Source organism: Vibrio sp. SCSIO 43132, from assembly GCF_019904195.1.
Classification (GTDB): domain Bacteria; phylum Pseudomonadota; class Gammaproteobacteria; order Enterobacterales; family Vibrionaceae; genus Vibrio; species Vibrio nigripulchritudo.
The window spans coordinates 1,045,395-1,063,503 of record NZ_CP063199.1 but is presented as its reverse complement, the minus strand read 5'-3'; the positions used below and the strand labels follow the sequence as shown (position 1 = coordinate 1,063,503).

General features: G+C 46.2%; 21 protein-coding genes. 9 read left to right on the top strand and 12 right to left on the bottom strand.

Translation table 11 applies throughout. From position 1 onward, the window contains the following. Positions 1–28: 28 nt before the first annotated feature. The 4 genes from INR79_RS04835 to INR79_RS04820 all read right to left on the bottom strand — a co-directional run bounded on the left by INR79_RS04835 (position 29) and on the right by INR79_RS04820 (position 5,634). Positions 29–1,162, bottom strand: a complete 1,134-nt coding sequence (locus INR79_RS04835) for a flagellin (RefSeq protein ID WP_022549963.1) — start codon at positions 1,160–1,162, stop codon at positions 29–31. Between the two features lie 271 nt (positions 1,163–1,433). Then, complete coding sequence (locus tag INR79_RS04830) at positions 1,434–2,567, bottom strand: flagellin (protein WP_022549962.1); 1,134 nt, start codon at positions 2,565–2,567, stop codon at positions 1,434–1,436. Between the two features lie 344 nt (positions 2,568–2,911). Next, entirely contained in the window at positions 2,912–4,045 is a 1,134-nt protein-coding gene (locus tag INR79_RS04825; protein ID WP_004408391.1) for a flagellin, read from the bottom strand. A 731-nt stretch (positions 4,046–4,776) separates the two neighbouring features. Then, the gene (locus INR79_RS04820) at positions 4,777–5,634 is read right to left on the bottom strand and encodes an N-acyl homoserine lactonase family protein (protein WP_223096219.1); all 858 of its coding nucleotides are present in this window, start codon (positions 5,632–5,634) and stop codon (positions 4,777–4,779) included. Positions 5,635–5,747: 113 nt separating this feature from the next. Here INR79_RS04820 and INR79_RS04815 point away from each other — a divergent pair, with 113 nt between their 5' ends. After that, positions 5,748–6,632 (top strand): LysR family transcriptional regulator, encoded by an 885-nt coding sequence (locus tag INR79_RS04815; RefSeq protein WP_223096217.1) that lies wholly within the window; start codon positions 5,748–5,750, stop codon positions 6,630–6,632. Positions 6,633–6,638: 6 nt separating this feature from the next. Here INR79_RS04815 and INR79_RS04810 read toward each other — a convergent pair whose 3' ends face one another. From INR79_RS04810 to INR79_RS04800, 3 genes are all read right to left on the bottom strand, one after another. Next, positions 6,639–7,772, bottom strand: a complete 1,134-nt coding sequence (locus INR79_RS04810; RefSeq protein ID WP_223096215.1) for a flagellin — start codon at positions 7,770–7,772, stop codon at positions 6,639–6,641. Between the two features lie 155 nt (positions 7,773–7,927). Further along, positions 7,928–8,827 (bottom strand): Dyp-type peroxidase, encoded by a 900-nt coding sequence (locus INR79_RS04805; protein ID WP_022594554.1) that lies wholly within the window; start codon positions 8,825–8,827, stop codon positions 7,928–7,930. Positions 8,828–8,946: 119 nt separating this feature from the next. Next, positions 8,947–9,399 carry a DUF2919 domain-containing protein gene (locus INR79_RS04800; RefSeq protein ID WP_004408396.1) on the bottom strand — a complete coding sequence of 151 codons (453 nt, stop codon included), beginning with the start codon at positions 9,397–9,399 and terminating at the stop codon, positions 8,947–8,949. A gap of 74 nt (positions 9,400–9,473) precedes the next feature. Between INR79_RS04800 and INR79_RS04795 the strand changes: the two genes are divergently transcribed. Together INR79_RS04795 and INR79_RS04790 are read left to right on the top strand one after the other, a co-directional pair. Further along, positions 9,474–9,821: a DUF2956 domain-containing protein gene (locus tag INR79_RS04795; protein ID WP_004408398.1), complete on the top strand. Its 348-nt coding sequence runs from the start codon at positions 9,474–9,476 to the stop codon at positions 9,819–9,821. After that, positions 9,821–10,162, top strand: a complete 342-nt coding sequence (locus tag INR79_RS04790; protein ID WP_223096213.1) for a DUF4156 domain-containing protein — start codon at positions 9,821–9,823, stop codon at positions 10,160–10,162. The genes INR79_RS04795 and INR79_RS04790 overlap by 1 nt, the downstream gene beginning before the upstream one ends. A gap of 46 nt (positions 10,163–10,208) precedes the next feature. Here INR79_RS04790 and INR79_RS04785 read toward each other — a convergent pair whose 3' ends face one another. Then, positions 10,209–10,490, bottom strand: a complete 282-nt coding sequence (locus INR79_RS04785; protein WP_004408400.1) for a helix-turn-helix domain-containing protein — start codon at positions 10,488–10,490, stop codon at positions 10,209–10,211. 343 nt (positions 10,491–10,833) lie between these two features. Between INR79_RS04785 and INR79_RS04780 the strand changes: the two genes are divergently transcribed. Genes INR79_RS04780 through INR79_RS04765 form a run of 4 tightly spaced genes read left to right on the top strand, consistent with a single transcriptional unit; the run spans position 10,834 to position 13,189 of the window. Then, positions 10,834–11,181: an ArsC family reductase gene (locus INR79_RS04780; RefSeq protein WP_022549956.1), complete on the top strand. Its 348-nt coding sequence runs from the start codon at positions 10,834–10,836 to the stop codon at positions 11,179–11,181. 16 nt (positions 11,182–11,197) lie between these two features. Further along, a complete protein-coding gene (dapE, locus tag INR79_RS04775; RefSeq protein WP_223096211.1) occupies positions 11,198–12,337 on the top strand; it encodes a succinyl-diaminopimelate desuccinylase in 1,140 nt (379 codons plus the stop codon). After that, positions 12,334–13,008 (top strand): M15 family metallopeptidase, encoded by a 675-nt coding sequence (locus tag INR79_RS04770; RefSeq protein ID WP_223096209.1) that lies wholly within the window; start codon positions 12,334–12,336, stop codon positions 13,006–13,008. The genes dapE and INR79_RS04770 overlap by 4 nt, the downstream gene beginning before the upstream one ends. Position 13,009: 1 nt before the next feature. After that, entirely contained in the window at positions 13,010–13,189 is a 180-nt protein-coding gene (locus INR79_RS04765) for a DUF2897 family protein (RefSeq protein ID WP_004408404.1), read from the top strand. Between the two features lie 70 nt (positions 13,190–13,259). Here the strand turns inward: INR79_RS04765 and bamC are convergent, their stop codons facing one another. Together bamC and dapA are read right to left on the bottom strand one after the other, a co-directional pair. Next, positions 13,260–14,285: an outer membrane protein assembly factor BamC gene (bamC, locus tag INR79_RS04760; RefSeq protein WP_223096207.1), complete on the bottom strand. Its 1,026-nt coding sequence runs from the start codon at positions 14,283–14,285 to the stop codon at positions 13,260–13,262. Positions 14,286–14,332: 47 nt separating this feature from the next. Next, positions 14,333–15,214: a 4-hydroxy-tetrahydrodipicolinate synthase gene (gene dapA, locus INR79_RS04755; RefSeq protein ID WP_223096205.1), complete on the bottom strand. Its 882-nt coding sequence runs from the start codon at positions 15,212–15,214 to the stop codon at positions 14,333–14,335. A 300-nt stretch (positions 15,215–15,514) separates the two neighbouring features. Here dapA and INR79_RS04750 point away from each other — a divergent pair, with 300 nt between their 5' ends. Both INR79_RS04750 and bcp read left to right on the top strand, forming a co-directional pair. Next, positions 15,515–16,057, top strand: coding sequence for a glycine cleavage system protein R (locus tag INR79_RS04750; protein ID WP_004408408.1), 543 nt, complete (start codon positions 15,515–15,517; stop codon positions 16,055–16,057). 19 nt (positions 16,058–16,076) lie between these two features. Continuing rightward, positions 16,077–16,547, top strand: coding sequence for a thioredoxin-dependent thiol peroxidase (bcp, locus tag INR79_RS04745; protein WP_022549951.1), 471 nt, complete (start codon positions 16,077–16,079; stop codon positions 16,545–16,547). Between the two features lie 52 nt (positions 16,548–16,599). Here the strand turns inward: bcp and INR79_RS04740 are convergent, their stop codons facing one another. Then, positions 16,600–17,676: an AI-2E family transporter gene (locus INR79_RS04740; protein ID WP_022591619.1), complete on the bottom strand. Its 1,077-nt coding sequence runs from the start codon at positions 17,674–17,676 to the stop codon at positions 16,600–16,602. Then, on the bottom strand, positions 17,676–17,906 hold the full coding sequence (locus INR79_RS04735) for a sulfurtransferase TusA family protein (protein ID WP_038199555.1): 231 nt from the start codon (positions 17,904–17,906) through the stop codon (positions 17,676–17,678). Before INR79_RS04735 ends, INR79_RS04740 begins: the two co-directional genes overlap by 1 nt. Between the last annotated feature and the right edge of the window lie 203 nt (positions 17,907–18,109).

Genomic DNA, 18,109 nt, shown 5'->3' with positions numbered 1-18,109 from the left:
GTGCGCCCCTCCCCGCGAGAGAGCCGGTTTAGCCCAGCAGACTCATTGCTGCGTTTGGCGCTTGCTTCGCCTGAGCCAGAATCGAGGTAGATGCCTGTTGCAGGATCTGCGCTTTGGTCATCGACGTCGTCTCAGAAGCAAAATCGGTGTCTTTGATTCGGCTCTTCGACGCGTTCACGTTCTCGTTAATGTTGTCTAAGTTACTGATGGCGTGCCCGAATCGGTTCTGGAATGCACCCAGCTCTGCTCGGTGGCTGTCCACGTATTTCAGTGCGCTATCCACAATCGCTACGGATTCCTGAGCACCCGCCACAGACGTCACATCAATGGTGTCGACCGTAACGTTCTGACCTGGGTTAAACGCCAGCTCACCTGCCAGTGCACCACCGAAAGTGACATCACCTGTAACTTTGTTGTTCCCTGCGAAGACTTGTAATTTACCGCCTTCACCCACCGATGCTTTCACCAGGTCTGTCTGACCATTGATGTAAGTCGCCAGCTCTTCGATGTCGTCCCCCGCTTTGGCACTGATGTTCAGTGTTTGCGGGTCGCCGAAGCTGTCAGTTAGAGTGATGGTCAGGTCCGTCGCGGCATCTGGCACTGTCCAGTCTTTGTCTTTGCCGTTCGCTGCCTGGTAGCTCTTACCACCCATCAGGGCGTTATCACTACGCATGTCTTTCAGGGTAAGCATGACCGCTTCACCGTTGTCTGCACCGATTTGGAATGCCGCTGTACCGTAAGTCCCGTTCAATAGTCGGTTACCACCAAAGGATGTGGTTTCTGCGATACGGTTCAGTTCGTCATTCAGTGCGGTTACCTCTTCCTGAATCGCGATACGTTCGGCTTTGGAGTTAGAGCCGTTCGCAGATTGCAGGGACAGGTCACGCATACGTTGCAGGATATTTGTGGTTTCGTTCATCGCACCTTCGGCTGTCTGAGCGATGGAAATACCGTCGTTGGCATTTCGTACCGCTACGTCCAGACCGCGGCTCTGTACGTTCAGACGGTTGGAGATCTGAAGACCTGCCGCGTCGTCTTTCGCGCTGTTGATTTTGAAACCGGATGACAAGCGCTCCATAGATAGGTTTAGGTCACTCGCTGCGTTGTTTAGGTGACGCTGCGCTGTCATTGCTGATACGTTGGTGTTTACAGTCATGCCCATGATGTAATTCTCCAAAAAATGTTAGTTAATTCGAGCCCTGTTTCTCACGCAGAACCCATTCCTCTCTCTGTACTTTTCTTAACGGCACCCAAACCAGATACTTTAGAATTTTTTCCAATTTTCTTTAAAAAATTTTCCAAACATACTTTTTAGCAAGTTACTCATACCAAAAAAGCACCAAAACCCATAAGATAAGTTAGTAATTAATTATAAAGCTCAAAAAAAGGAGCCATTCGGCTCCTTTTAATGTGTTGGTCTTTTAAGAGTTAAGTTAACCCAGCAGACTCATCGCTGCGTTTGGCGCTTGTTTCGCCTGAGCCAGAATCGAGGTGGATGCCTGTTGCAGGATCTGCGCCTTGGTCATCGACGTCGTCTCAGAAGCAAAATCAGTGTCTTTAATTCGGCTCTTCGACGCGTTCACGTTCTCGTTAATGTTGTCTAAGTTACTGATAGCGTGACCGAATCGGTTCTGGAATGCCCCCAGCTCTGCTCGGTGGCTGTCCACGTATTTCAACGCAGTATCCAGAATCGCAACGGATTCCTGAGCACCCGCAACAGAGGTTACATCTATAGTGTCGACTGTAACGTTCTGACCTGGGTTAAACGCCAGCTCACCTGCCAGTGCACCACCGAAAGTCACGTCGCCAATGACTTTGTTGTTCCCTGCGAAGACTTGTAATTTACCGCCCTCACCGACTGATGCTTTCACCAGGTCTGTCTGACCATTGATGTAAGTCGCCAGCTCTTCGATGTCGTCCCCGGCTTTGGCACTGATGTTCAGTGTTTGCGGGTCGCCGAAGCTGTCAGTTAGAGTGATGGTCAGATCCGTCGCAGCATCTGGCACTGTCCAGTCTTTGTCTTTGCCGTTCGCTGCCTGGTAGCTCTTACCACCCATCATTTCGTTGTCGCTACGCATGTCTCGCATGGTGAGCATAACCGCTTCACCGTTGTCTGCACCGATTTGGAATGCCGCTGTACCGTAAGTCCCGTTCAGTAGTCGGTTACCACCAAAGGATGTGGTTTCTGCGATACGGTTCAGTTCGTCATTCAGTGCAGTCATCTCTTCCTGAATCGCAATACGCTCTGATTTTGAGTTAGAGCCGTTCGCGGATTGCAGGGACAGGTCACGCATACGTTGCAGGATATTCGTGGTTTCGTTCATCGCACCTTCGGCGGTCTGAGCGATCGAAATACCGTCGTTGGCATTTCGTACCGCGACACCTAAGCCTCGGCTTTGCACGTTCAGACGGTTAGAGATCTGAAGACCTGCCGCGTCATCTTTCGCACTGTTGATTTTGAAACCGGATGACAAGCGCTCCATAGATAGGTTTAGGTCACTCGCTGCGTTGTTTAGGTGACGCTGCGCTGTCATTGCTGATACGTTGGTGTTTACAGTCATGCCCATGATGTATTCTCCAGTTGATTTTCCGTTATTACGGTCTCCGCCGTCGCGGAAAACCAAGCGTATTTCTCTCTCGTGCTTTTTATAACGGCTCAGTCAAAAAGATCTTTAGGGAAAATTCATCGTGTCTTTGAATATTTTTTAAACATCCATTTATTCAGATAGTTGCGTGAAAAATTGGGCGTGATTTTTGAGCGAAACTGACAAAGATCCTTAGATTGATCTCACATTAATAGGTGTTATTTGATGAGGTTTATTTCGTGGCAGGGTCAGGATTATGCATAAAGACGGGCAGAAATCTCTGCCCGTGCTTCTTTTAATACTTCTGTTGGCAGGTAGTAGGCAAATTAGCCCAACAGGCTCATTGCTGAGTTTGGTGCCTGCTTAGCTTGCGCAAGTATCGATGTGGACGCTTGCTGAAGGATCTGTGACTTAGTCATTGCCGTCGTCTCCGCCGCAAAATCAGTGTCTTTGATTCGGCTCTTCGACGCATTGACGTTTTCGTTAATGTTGTCCAAGTTACTGATGGCGTGGTCGAAACGGTTCTGGAACGCACCTAACTCAGCACGGTGGCTGTCTACGTACTTAAGCGCCGAATCAATAATCGCAACCGATTCTTGAGCACCGGCTACAGAGGTAACGTCAATACTGTCTACTGTGACGTCTTGCTTAGGTCCCATCGTCAGCTCACCGGCTAAGCCACCACTGAAAGCGAGATCACTTGAAACTTTGTTATTGCCAGCAAAGATCTGAAGCTTACCCTCTTCACCTACCGATGCTTTTACTAAGTCCGTCTGACCATTGATGTAGGTAGCAAGCTCTTCAATATCGTCACCGTCTTTTGCGTTGATAGTCAGAGTCTGTGCCTGACCGAAACTGTCTGTCAGGTTGATAGTAAGATCAGATGCCGCCGCTGACACTTCCCAGTCTTTATCTTTACCATTGGTTGCCTGATAAGACTGACCGCCCATCATGTTATTGTCGCTTCGCATATCTTTTAATGAAAGCATAACGGCTTCACCATTGTCAGCACCTATCTGGAACGACTTGGTACCGTAGGTACCGTTGAGGAGTTTATTACCGCCAAATGACGTGGTTTCTGCAATACGGTTCAGCTCGTCGTTTAGTGCAGTAACCTCTTCCTGAATCGCGATACGTTCAGCTTTGGAGTTAGAGCCGTTAGCTGATTGAAGAGAAAGGTCACGCATACGTTGCAGGATGTTTGTTGTTTCATCCATTGCACCTTCGGCGGTCTGAGCAATCGAAATACCGTCGTTGGCGTTACGTACTGCTACGTCAAGACCACGGCTTTGTACGTTCAAGCGGTTCGAGATCTGCAAGCCCGCGGCATCGTCTTTCGCACTGTTGATCTTAAAGCCTGAAGAAAGTCTTTCCATAGACGTTGTTAGATCGCTAGCCGCATTGTTCAGGTGACGTTGTGCTGTCATTGCCGAAACGTTGGTATTTACTGTCATGCTCATGGGTATTGCTCCAAATGATTTTCCGTTGTTGCGCTTTCCGTGCAAACGGAAAACCACGTTGTTATTTTCAAGATGTTAGGGTCTGTTAACCTTTCGAGATGATTTTTGCAGCGAGTTGTGGGTTCTTTATACAAGGCAACGCTTATTCGGTGTAGTCGCTCTACATCATATAAGCGATAACGCTGTAGAAAGGAGCCACAAACGCTGCCCAAAGGGTTCGGCTATAAGCGTTTTACTCTTTGTTGCAAGGTCTTTGCTTAGAATGACTAAGCTAAACCCCTTGCGCCGCGATTAAAACGCTTCTAGCTCGAACAAAACTTCATCGCGAAAGGTCGACAGACCCTACGGTTAACGACATGACATGTGTTTACTTGAGCGGATTTCGTTAAAAAAATGGATTTATTTGTTCAACTGGCTACAAATGAATCAAACGCGCTATTTCTTTCAATTTCCCTCTAAAGTTCGATTTCACTTCGCCGATACAAGCTTCTTTTTTCCACTCAATCCCTTTAAAATAAAGGAATAAAGCCTATTAACAACAGGGTTAATTGAATGCCTTGCTTCTATATCGGACTTGCTTCAAGTAAATAAAACACCTAATAATTCCGTCAATTATTTGACTTTACTTTAAAATACACGCCATTCTGGTTACTTTCTATTCCAAAATACAAATTTGACCTCTTTTGGTAAAAAGGCGAGCTCTTTGGCTCGCCTTGCTGGTTTGTTGAGTTCTATCTGTACAAATAGGGAGCAAGCTTTCGCTCACTAAATTCAGTCGCATCATGCCCAATCCAAAGTTCAGCTCCTGTTTGCTTCAGAATGGCGTCCACTTTTTTGAAGGCGGATACGGTTTGCTCTTTCTGATTGAATATCGGAATGGCTTTGCGTTTGTAGTTTTCACGGGTGTGGTATAGGTCACCAGACAAAATAATTGGACCATGCTGAGGTAAATCGATATACAGCACCTGATGACCAGGAGAGTGACCGTAAGCAGAAATAAGCACCACAGAGCCATCCCCAAACACCTGATGATCCCCTTCTATGACTTTCGCTTTTGGTTGCAGGTGCTGATAGTCGCTCAAGTTAAATCCATAGTTCTGGAGCTTTTGTGTATCGAATGCAACGTCAAATTCTGGCTTCTGAACTAACCAGGTAGAGTCTTGAAACTTGGTGGCGTTTCCAGAATGATCCCAGTGCAGATGCGACAGTGCTATATAGTCAAAATCTTTCGTAGACACATTGAGTGTCTGCAATTGCTCAGACAGCGTTTTCTTAACGGAAAAGTGAAATGCCCCATCCATGACTTCAATGCCGTCTTTCTGCGTAATGAACTCGTCATTAATGCCAGCATCCCAAAAAAGCTTACCTTTCGGGTGAGAAATCACATAACAACTGTTCACCATTTTCAGTGGTTTCTCGCTGGTCGCCTTTGGATTAAACATGGATGGTTTTCTTGACTCAATTCGACCGCAATCCAAAACACTGACCGACACATCGACACTGCCATCGGTTGAAAACTCAGGCTGACTGATTTGTGCAAATGACAAAGGGGACACAACTAAAGCTAGGATAAAACTTTTGATTTTCATGGTATTGACTCCTTTCACGAACGAGCCAATGGTATAGACCCAAATATGAAACTCAAATAACATAAAGAGAATGCAACATCCCATTTTTGGGATTAATCTTGAGAGCCTTGTTAATGATTAACCTAAATGACTTACGTGTTCTTAAAGCCATTGCTGATAAAGGCAGCTTTAATGGGGCGGCAGCAGTACTTGATATGCCCACCAGCACAGTGAGCCGGCGTGTTTCTGAACTGGAAAAAAGCCTGCAAGTGACTTTGGTTCGACGTACCTCCAGAACCGTCTCTTTGACAGAGGCGGGTCAACTGCTTAACCAACAGGCGTCGCCACATTTGCAGGGGTTGCTGGATAGTGTCGATTTTCTGCAAGAACAAGGGGGGCATATTCGGGGAAAGATGACTATCGTTGCGCCTATTTTCTTATCTTACTTCCGTCTTTCATCCTGGATAGCCGAGTTTCAAGGGTTGCATCCAGACCTAGAAATTGAATTTCGCATCAGCAACAAACTGGAAGATGTGTTTGGCGATCAAATCGATCTCGCCATTCGCCCCGGTCCTTTAAAAGACTCAAGTTTGATAGCCAAAAAGCTCTACGAAACAAAAATGAACCTGTTTGCGAGCCCAAAGTGGCTTAAAAGCAATAAATTACCCAAACACCCAAGTCAGTTAAATCAGGTATCGGCGCTTACTATTCCTTATCTCGCGAAAGACTGGCGGGTATACAAAGGAGGTCAAAGCGATGTGATTTCCACCAATTATCGAATTTTCAGTAACGATTTTGGACCATTGGCGGAAGCTCTGATTCATGGGAACTCGATTGCGGTGCTCCCGCAAGTTTTTGGGGAAGAGTTTGTGAAGCAAGGTAAGTTGGTCAAACTGCTTCCAGACTATCAGGTCGAAACACCGGGACCTATTTACGCGGTATACCCTTCCCAAAGAGACAAATCCAGAAAAACACAGGCGTTAATCAGTTTTTTAGAAAAGAAGTTTAAAGATCTTTGAGCTCGTTTAGCCAAGTAGCGTCAAAGCAATGTTGGGCGCTTGCTTCGCTTGAGCAAGAATGGTGGTGCTGACTTGTTGCAGCATTTGCTGCTTGATCATCTCAACCGATTCTTTGGCAAAGTCGGTATCTTTGATTCGACTGTTTGAGGCGGCGAGGTTCTCATTAATGTTATCGAGATTGCTGATCGCATGATCAAAGCGATTTTGATATGCCCCCAGCTCTGCCCGATGGCTATCAACATACCCCAATGCTGTATCGATGACAGAGACGGCGCGTTGTGCCCCGCCAACATCGGTAATGTCGATATCGTCCACGGTTTCGAGTGCAGGTCCGGACATTGCAAGTTGAGCAGCCAGGCTGCCACTAAAGCTGACTGGGCTAGCGACTTCGTTAGCAGAAGCAAAAATCTGAAGCTGCCCGTCTTCATTAACAGACGCAGACACCAAGTCGGTCTGACCATTGATGTAGGTCGCCAGTTCTTCGATGTCGTCCCCGACTTTCGCTTGAATACTAATGTTAATTGCAGCACCAGCGCTGTCAGTAAAGGACAGATTGAATTCGTTTTGCCCGGCACCAACTGTCCAGTCACTGCCAGCTTTTCCCGCGGCAATATAACTGGCGCCCCCCATGGCAAGGGTGTCAGATCGCATGCTATTCAGCGACACATTAACGGCTTCACCAGCGCTCGCACCTATCTGAAAAGCCGAACTACCGTAAGTGCCATTCAGCAGTTTTTTTCCGCCAAAAGAGGTGGTCTCGGCAATTCGATTAAGCTCGTCATTTAACGCACCCATCTCTTCTTGAAGTGCAATTCTCTCGGCTCGACTGTTAGAACCATTGGCAGACTGGAGGGAAAGATCTCGCATTCTTTGCAGAATGTTGGTGGATTCTTTCATCGCCCCTTCTGCGGTTTGCATAATGGAAATGCCATCGTTCGCGTTTCGGACAGCGACGTCCAAACCACGCATCTGTGTTTCCAGTCGGTTAGAAATTTGCAAACCAGCGGCATCGTCTTTTGCACTGTTAATACGATTCCCTGAAGACAAGCGCTCCAGAGATTGATTCAACGCCTGAGTCGCCACCCCAAGATTTCTCTGGGCGACCAGTGCTGAAACATTAGTATTAACGGTAACTGCCATTGTTCTGCATACTCAAATTAAGGGTATTCAGCTTTATAGCGGCGGGGGCTTAAAAACCTTTAGGAAAAAATTGAATATTTTTTGTTCATGACAGGAAACGCTTATTTTCTGGCTACTTAACCTGTACTCGGGATAAGTAGCCAGAAGGACTCAGGCTAAGCCAATGCTAATTCAGAAAGCATCGCTTCAGATGGTGCAAAGAAATACGCGCCAGTCACTGCTGAGGTAAAACGCAGCAACTGATCGGTTTTACCATCGGTTTCACCATACATACTTTCAAGCATGGCTTTGAAGTTGTGCAGTGTTTGACAGTAAGCAATAAAGAGTAAGCCGTGTTCACCCGACACTGAGCCATAAGGCAGGCTGTGACGAACAATCTTCAACCCCTTGCCCTCTTCCTTAATGTCTACACGACCAACGTGGGAAGCAGCGGGTACGTCATCAAGTTCGATGGAATCGGGTTTGGTTCTTCCCACCACTTTTTCCTGCGCTGATACATTGAGACGATTCCAGGCGGGCAAGTTATGAACAAAGCGCTGAACCATCACGTAACTGCCACCAGCGAAATCGCCTTCAGGGATTATCGCGACATCATGACGCTGATCCCCTTTCGGGTTTTCTGTGCCATCGACAAAATCGGTCATGTCTCGGGAGTCGAGGTAGCGGTAACCATAAGTTTCATCCACCAGCTCTACGTGCTCTGCGATGGGTGTTAAGAATTTGCGCAAAACAAAGAAGTGCAGATCGTGCCTGTCTGAATGACAATGAATCAGGAAGTCGACATCTGTTGCTGGCGCATTAATGTCGCCTTTGCCCAGTTCGCGGAAAGGTTCCAGTTCACCTGGCATTGGCTGATTTAATTTGGACCAGAACTGGTGAGTGAAAGACACGCTCAGTTTTACATCTGCTTCCTGTTGATCATTCACTTCTCTGATTAAAGAAGGGAGAGTTTGCAGTGCAGACAAGACAGCTTGAGGTTCGCTACTGATTTTAAACAAAGAATAAAGAGCGAATGCACCTGCTTCCGGCACAATCGCGTGTTGCGGATTCGACATATTATTACTCACATTTAGTTAGCGATTATTACTCCCGCCTCTGCTTGGGGGGATATAACAAGCATAGTGCCATAAATGTAAGTCATAAAAGTGAAAGCGAAATCAAAGAACCGTGATATTTATTTCACCCATTTCAGGCTTTCTTTTAACCTGCGGCTTTTCCAGACAAACAGAAAAAACCAAATCAGTAAAACAGCAGTGATGGAGTGAGACCAACTGAAAGCAGCACCACCCAGTTTGATTTGGTACACCACTAAAGCAAAGTGACCGCCAATCAGACCTAAGGTGATCCCTCTACCCCAGCTCATTAACCGATTAATCCAGCTCCTTTCCGGATTGCGAAAGCCAATTAACCACATCAGCAAAATCGACGGTAGCCCCATGGCTAAACCAAGATAAAGGGTGTCTTTCACCGGGTAGATCATTTCTAATAATTTACTTCCAGATTCTCGACTGACACCTGCAACGACAAATACAACCCATGCTTTTGCTAAAAAAAGCCAGCCTAACCATAGCCAGATAGGGGCTTTCAAATAACCATGTTTGTCGTAATCTTCAATCGGATAGCGCACTATCACCTCTGCGTTTCATAATGTTAGACTAGGGCATCACCCTCTAGGCCAAACATACCAAGCCGCGGTTCGCAATGAAACAGAAAAAAATTGTCCCATCTGCAGAAACACAATCTGAAGCCCAAAAAATTGCTAAAGCGACGCAAAAGCCCGGGCAAACTAAGGAGCAGACCAAGTTAATTGCTCAAGGAATTGAAAAAGGCATTGCACTCTACAAAAAGCAGCAGAAAGAGAGGCAACGTCAGGCAGACAAAGCCAAAAAGAAGGTTCAGAAAAGTAAGCAGCAGCAAAATTTGGTAGAAAATGATGAGCCACAAACGGCTGACGCACCCGTGCAACAAAAATCTACTAACCTTTTACCCTGGATTCTTCTGGCAGTAAGCTGGATAGGCTTTATTGCGTTCACTCTGGGTAATAAATAATGTTGAAGTTCATTGGGCGTGCAATCTTCTTGGTCAGTGTACTAGCGCTGGCGGCATGTTCTACACCATCTCAAAGAATACAACCCAACGCCCAGCACGTTTCGGTTTATGCGGATTCTGCTGAGGTAGATGGAGCCTGTCAGTGGAAAGGCGAGTTAACAGGCAGTGAAGGTCACTGGTATTCATTTTTGTTTTTCAACAACGATGCCATGATTCAGGGCGCAGTCAATGACTTAAAGAACCGGGCTTCATCACTTGGGGCGAATCGCGTTTACTTAAACAGCCCAATCCATTTCAAAACATCTGTAACCTTCTTTGGTAACGCTTACTTTTGCCCATAAAAAATCAGCCAGCAAAACTGCTGGCTGAATCAATCCACCTTTACGCTCAATATCCCAGCGTTGATGCAATGTCTTTTTGTCTGTCTAGTACCCATTGGCTGTCAAATGGTCCCCAATCGGATAATTGGTAATAGCCATCGTTATGACGGCGTCCATCCTGTACAAACATGAGTTCAATGCCCAAGCCTGGCAATGCTTTAAGAACATCTTGAATGGTGCGTCTGGGCCAGCCAGTTTTCTCGATAAGCTTAGGAACGTTCGGTCTGTCCAGACTCTCTACTAATAAAGCCAAATATAATCGTCTTGCAAATACAGGATTCAATTCCATTGACACCTCCTACCGCTGTATTCTCTAGCCAAGGATCTTCTCCTTTGAGATCTCTGGTAATACCCCCACTCATGGTGGGAACTTCCTCATTATTGATGTTCTGGCACGTGATATGTTGCGCTTGATCAAACTTAATGAGATTGGGAGTGATTAACCTCTCGTTTATCGTACACGAAACGCTTTGCTGATAAATGAGACATTATTGCTTTCCGAGTGCCTGTTTTTAGTTATCAACTGGTCAATAAATACCGTATTTTTGCTTTGACGAGCGCTTTGGACTTGCGACCCCTTTTTAACCTGATAGGATTTGAAACCTCAAAAGTAAAAAGGAAGCAATAGCGCTATGGCAAACATCATGTACGGCATTCCTAACTGCGACACAATTAAGAAAGCAAAAAAGTGGTTAGACGCTGAAAACATCGCATACGAATTTCACGATTACCGCAAACAGGGAATCGATAAATCTATGGTTGAAACCTTTTGCCAACAGCTGGGTTGGGAACAGGTTTTGAATAAGCGCGGCACAACCTTCCGTCAGCTTTCACAAGAACAAAAAGACTCGCTGAATGAACAATCGGCAATTGAATTGCTGGTCGAGCACCCTGCGATGATTAAACGCCCTATTCTTTTGGTAGAAGATGCCTACCACATCGGTTTTAAAGCCGATCAGTACCAAGATATTTTCAAGTAAGTAAGGATTTTCAAGGATGACAGACAGCCCAGTATTGGCGCTAGCCAAAGATCTCATTAGCCGCCCTTCAGTAACGCCACTGGATGAAGGCTGCCAGGAAGTTATGATCGAACGCTTAAAGGCGCTAGGGTTTGAAATTGAAGTGATGGTGTTTGAAGACACCACTAACTTCTGGGCACGCCGTGGTACAGAAGCACCTCTGTTTGCTTTTGCAGGACACACTGATGTCGTGCCAGCCGGTCCATTAGAACAATGGCACACCTCTCCGTTCGAGCCAACGGTTATTGATGGCCACCTCCACGGACGTGGTGCTGCTGACATGAAAGGTTCACTGGCATGTATGGTGGTTGCGGTCGAACGTTTCGTTACTGAAAACCCAAATCACAAAGGCTCGATTGCTTTCCTTATTACTTCAGATGAAGAAGGGCCCTTTATCAATGGTACGACTCGTGTCGTTGATACATTAGTGGAGCGCAACGAGATGATCGACATGTGTATTGTCGGTGAACCTTCCAGTACCCATCATGTGGGTGACGTAGTGAAAAATGGTCGTCGCGGCTCTATCACTGGCGATCTTGTCGTGAAAGGAACACAGGGGCACGTGGCATACCCTCACCTGGCGAACAACCCGGTGCATCAAGCACTGCCAGCTTTGGCAGAATTGGCGGCGACTAAGTGGGATGATGGAAACGACTATTTCCCACCAACCAGTTTCCAGATCCCAAATCTGCAATCAGGTACAGGGGCTTCTAACGTCATTCCAGGTGAGTTTAGCGTCCAGTTCAACTTCCGTTTCAGTACCGAACTGACGGATGAAGACATTAAGCGTCGCGTTCATTCCACACTGGATTCATACGGATTGGATTACGATCTGGAATGGACACTAAGTGGTCACCCATTCTTAACCGATGCAGGTGCACTGAAAGACGCCATTGTGACTGCTGTTGAGAAAGTGAATCACAAGAAGCCAGAACTACTAACAACTGGTGGCACATCTGATGGTCGCTTTATTGCTCGAATGGGAGCACAGGTTATTGAACTCGGCCCTGTTAACGCGACTATCCACAAAGTGAATGAGTGTGTCAGTGTTGCTGATCTAGAGCTACTGACCGACATGTACCAAGTTACGCTTGAAGAGTTACTGGCAAACAAATGAGCCGTGAATCGCTGACAGGACTGACTCAAAACCACCTAACTGAGTGCCAGATAGGCACTCAGTCGGTACTCGCTCACCCTTTAGCCGGAGAAGCTTTAGAAAAGCTTTACCACCAGGCAGAAAAGGCTGGATTTGAGTTAGGTATTGCCAGTGGGTTTCGCGATTATCATCGTCAGAAGGCGATTTGGGATGCTAAGTATTCTGGTCAGAGAGCGATTCTCGATAGCCAGTCTCAACCCATTGATCCTGCTTCTTTGTCGGACGAAGAAAAAGTGCTGGCAATATTGCGTTGGTCTGCATTGCCCAGCGCGAGTCGCCATCACTGGGGGACCGATTTTGATGTTTACGCCAAAAACTGTCTGCCCGATGGAGTCAGCCTGCAATTGGAACCCTGGGAATACCAGACAGGTCATCAAAAAGCCTTTTCAGACTGGCTGAGTCAGGAAATGCAATCCTTCGGGTTCTATCTGCCTTATCAGAATGATTTAGGCGGTGTAGCCATCGAGCCATGGCATATCAGTTTTGAAGCGGTAGCAAAACCCAATTTGAACGCTTTGAGTGTGGAAACAATCCGAGAGACGTTGCACATTTCCCCCATTGAAGGGCAGCAAATCGTTCTCCCCATGCTTGATACCATATACAATCGCTTCATCAACAACGTAGGGGATTAAAATGGAATTTCTCACCAACCCTTGGGTTATCATTATCATTGTATTAGCGGTCGTGATTGGCAATATCGCCGCATTAAAGTACACAGCAAAAATGAAGTTTACGCAGGTTGAAAGAGGGAAAAGCGACCTGGATAAGCTGAACGATCTGGATAAAGACAACCAGCAGAAGAAGCAAGATTGACGATAATTGCGAAAAATGAACACAAAAAAGGTGCCATTGGCACCTTTTTCTATTTCATCGAACTGTGATGTTACTGAACGGAGTTTTCAGCGACTTTCGCCAGAATCGGCGCTAAGTCGGTCAGCAATTGCTCGTTGATTGGTTTATCAGAACTGTCTGTCACGTTGATAGAAGTTCGGTTATCCAAATCCCCCATCAGGAACGTAAACGAACTGCCACTCAAATCCAGTGGTTTCATACCAATCTTCTGCCAAAACTCATCATCTGGCTTAGCGTACTTCACTTTTATGATGCCCTGAGACTGATTGCGATCTTCGATTTCAAACCCAATCTGTGGCAGGATGGTTGGCATATGCTGCCACAACGTAGCATAAGGTGCACGCGCAATGATGACAGGTAGCCCGCTTCGGTCTTTACCCAGGCTAATAGGAATACGTTTCACAAGCTCTTGCGCTTTCAGTGCTGCCTCGGCACGAAGATTATTGTCGTACGTTGAAGTGACCAGATTAGTCATTAAAATGTTGTAGCGCTCTTTGTCGGTCGCTTTCACAGGTTTTACCTGAGTGCCTTCACGCCAGTCGATCAGTGAAATCTTAAAACCATATCGACGATTAGACTCAAAACGCTCCAGCAAATAGCGACTGCCAATGTCTGTGTCTTCGTCTTCCGATCTCCAGGTGACCCAGTCCGTTTCAATACGATTTGACGTGTTATCACGCAGACCAATGCCTTGATTAGAAATCATTTGAAGCGCCGTGCGCCACACTTTTTCCTGTTCCGATTCACGAACTAACCACAACGTTGCTTCACCGTCTTTCACTTCAGAACGCGCTCCTGGAATCAGATCCAGAATTTGTTGAGGTGGACGAATATCAACGCTCTTACCAATGCCCCCAGTGTACTCACCAGCAGGGATATCGTAGTTAGGGTAGAACTGAGGCGTCGCACCCTGAGGTAACGACCACTCTTTCAGAGGCTTGGTTTCAAGATAGGTAAAATCATCTTTTGCCTGACGGCGAGAAGACGGGTCGCTTGAACAAGCAGCCAGTACGAAAACAGCCAGCGAACCAGTCACTAGCTGACGTGAAAACTTCATTAAAACTCCTAAATGTTTCCCGAAGCGCAAAGCTTCGGGAGCAACGTTTATGCTTGGATTCCTGCTTCCGCCAGAGATTTTGAAATCACTGGCTGTGCTTGCTCGGATAGCTCGGTCATTGGCAGTCTTAGGTGACCACATTTGATAAGACCCAACTGATGAGCGGCCCATTTTACAGGGATTGGGCTTGCCTCAATAAACAGGTTCTTGTGCAGAGTCATCAAACGCAGGTTGATTTGTGCTGCTTCTTCAAATTCACCATCTTTTGCAAGATGCATCATTTTCGCCATATCTGCTGCCGCAATATTGTTGGTAACAGAGATAACGCCATGACCACCTAGCTTACAGAATTCAAGACCTGTAGAGTCATCGCCACTTAGTAAGATAAAATCTTCGCCACAAAGTTCACGGTGAATTGCAACTCGTTCCAAATCACCGGTCGCATCTTTGATCGCAACGATGTTTTCAAGCTCGGCAAGACGCGCAACTGTTTGAGGTTGAAGATCAACAGCCGTACGCCCCGGTACGTTGTAAAGAATGATTGGCACATCACTCGCTTCAGAGATGGCTTTGTAGTGCTGGTACAAACCTTCCTGAGTTGGCTTGTTGTAGTAAGGTGTAACACTCAGTACACCAACAATGCCAGAACCTTGAAGCAATCGGCTAAACGTAACCGATTCGTGCGTTGCATTCGCACCTGTACCAGCCACGATAGGAATACGACCATTTGCGTATTCCACTGCCTTATTCACAACTTTGACATGCTCTTCAATTGTTAAAGTGGCAGATTCTCCTGTCGTGCCTACCGCGACAATTCCATCTGTACCGGCGTCAACGTGGTACTCAACAAGTTGCTTTAGGCTTTCGAAATCCACTTCACCTTCTTCATTAAACGGTGTCAAAAGCGCAACCCAGCTTCCAGAAAACATGTCCATCTCCTTAATAATTTTTTATACCAAATGGCGTTAAAGCCTCCCCAAACGGGTACGTCTACGCTCAAATGGGTTTCTAGCATGGTACTTTAACATCCTTGATTAAAACAAGGGTTCAGACCGCCTTAGATGACAAACTCGCGTCAATAATTGGAGGTTAAGCATGGATTGGCTGTTTTTTTAGCAGAGCGGCGATTTTTTCGTGTCAGAGAACAGAATTTACCACCCCGCTATCAGGCTATCTCAAAGGAACTGTGCTACCATGCAGAATAAGACTTATCGAAAAATTGCTTCCCCATGTTACAACATCTAGTGATAACCGCTATTGGTACGGATCGCCCGGGTATCAGTAACCAAATAACTCATCTGGTCACTGAGTCAGGTTGTAATATTATCGACAGCCGAATCGCACTGTTTGGTAGCGAATTCACCCTCATCATGCTGTTATCTGGCAATAACAACAGTCTGGCACGCGTTGAAACCAGTCTCCCACTTATGGGGCAAGAACATGATCTAATTACGATCATGAAACGTACTTCTCCTCATCAAGACCCAGAACATGTTTACCGCATCGAAGTCTTTGTCGAATCGGAAGACAAAATGGGTCTGACCGAAAAGTTCACGCAATTCTTTGCCGACCGCCAAATCGGAATGTCTTCGCTAAGTGCGCAGACGATAGATAAAGCAAAGGTTGAAAAAGAAAAAAATCAATTTCATATTGCGTTAACTGCCCATGTAGATGGTGAGTGTAATCTGATGCAACTGGAAGAGGAATTCCAGACGCTGTGCACTGAACTGTCGGTTCAAGGGTCCCTGAATTTCATAAAAAACAGCCAATAAAAAATTAAAGGATCGCTCAATGGAAACTTTGACTGCTGGTACTCCGGCACCTGCCTTCTCACTTCTCGATCAAGACGGCAACACAGTGACTTTGTCTGACTTTAAAGGCAAAAAAGTGTTGTTCTACTTCTACCCTAAAGCCATGACACCCGGCTGTACGGTTCAGGCACAAGGCTTGCGCGACGTAAAAGCTGAGCTGGATGAACATAATATTGTCGTTCTGGGTGTCAGCATCGACCCAGTAAAACGTCTGGGCAAATTTATTGAGCGCGACAACCTGAACTTCACGCTTCTTTCCGACGAAGACCACGCAGTCGCTGAACAGTTTGGTGTCTGGGGCGAGAAAAAATTCATGGGTAAAGTATACGACGGTCTTCATCGCATCAGCTTCCTGATTAACGAAGAAGGTGTGATTGAGCATGTGTTCAACAAGTTCAAAACCAAAACGCACCATGAAGTGGTATTGGATTACCTAAAACAATCTGCGTAACAGCAAACCACTTTCAGATACAAAAAAGACCTCTAATCAGAGGTCTTTTTTTCTATTCAGCTTCGGCTATCGAGGTTTTAGATTCCGTATTGGGTAAGGCGTTTATTACCGCCTTGACTAACGTGGCCAGCGGAATAGCGAAGAAAACGCCCCAGAATCCCCAGAGCCCTCCAAACACCAGAACTGAAACAATGATGGCGACTGGGTGCAGGTTGACTGCCTCAGAAAACAGAACCGGAACCAATACGTTTCCATCCAGCGCCTGAATAATGCCATAGGCGATCAGTAACCAGTAAAACTCTGAAGTGAGCCCCCACTGGAACAGACCAACGATAGCAACAGGTACGGTCACTGCGGCTGCACCAATGTATGGAATCAATACTGATAACCCCACGGCAACCGCCAGAAGTACTGAATATCGCAAATCCAGAATCGCAAAGGTGACGTAGCTGACACCACCAACGATAAGGATTTCCATCACCTTGCCTCGAATGTAGTTCGAAATCTGCTGGTTCATTTCACGCCAGACCTTGGTTGCCAAACGTCGGTTTTCTGGAAGAAAGCCACTCAGCATAGAGAGCATTTCGGCTTTGTCTTTAAGAAGGAAGAAAACCAGAAGAGGCACAAGAATCAGATACACCGCCAGAGTTGCAATACTGACCAAAGACGCCAGTGAACCTTTTACGACACTTTCACCTAAGCCCAATACTTTATTTTTGGCATTCGAGACTATGGATTCCACAATCTGAAGGTTAGCAAGCTCGGGGTACTTTTCTGGTATCGAGGCGATAAACCCTTGTAACCCGTTATACATATTCGGGATGTCGTTAATAAGGTTGCCAACCTGACTCCAGATAGTCGGCATCAAGCCAAAAATGGCCATTAACATCAATCCAAGGAATGCGAGCACGACGATCGGTACCGCAGCAGCACGGGGTAAACCAAGACGAATCATTTGAGTGACCGGCCATTCAAGCAGGTAGGCAATCACAATGGCAACCAGTAGTGGAGCAATCAAATGTCCGAAGAAATAGATAGTGGCAAAGCCAAATAACAGAATGGCGACCAGACTAACAGCATGAGGGTCGGAAAAACGTCGCTTATACCAGCGGCTGACCATATCAAACATCAGGTGTTGCTCTCTCTTATTATGGTTAACGTGGAAACACTCTCATTCTCTTCCAATCGGACCGAAAAGAGGGCAGAAGAGAAGTATCGTATCATATCTTGAACTGAACTTTTGTCATTGGAATGAATGACTAACATTTCCTGCGTTTTCAAACTCGCTGCACGCCGCTTTGCTTTCAGCAACGCCATTGGGCAGCGTTCTTCACATAAATCAAGCGTGTAGCTGTTCATTCTGAATCCCAATACTTACTATATTGCCCGTATTCTATACCCAAATAACCTCTAGATGCAGGATTCAGAACTCATATTCTGTTTCAGTTCAAGGAAAAGAATGCAGCGTAATGGTGAGCCCTTTCCAAATTCTTTGACGATGAAATGTGACAGAATATGAGCTCCCAAGGGCGAGTTTAATTGATTCCCATGCTACGTTACCG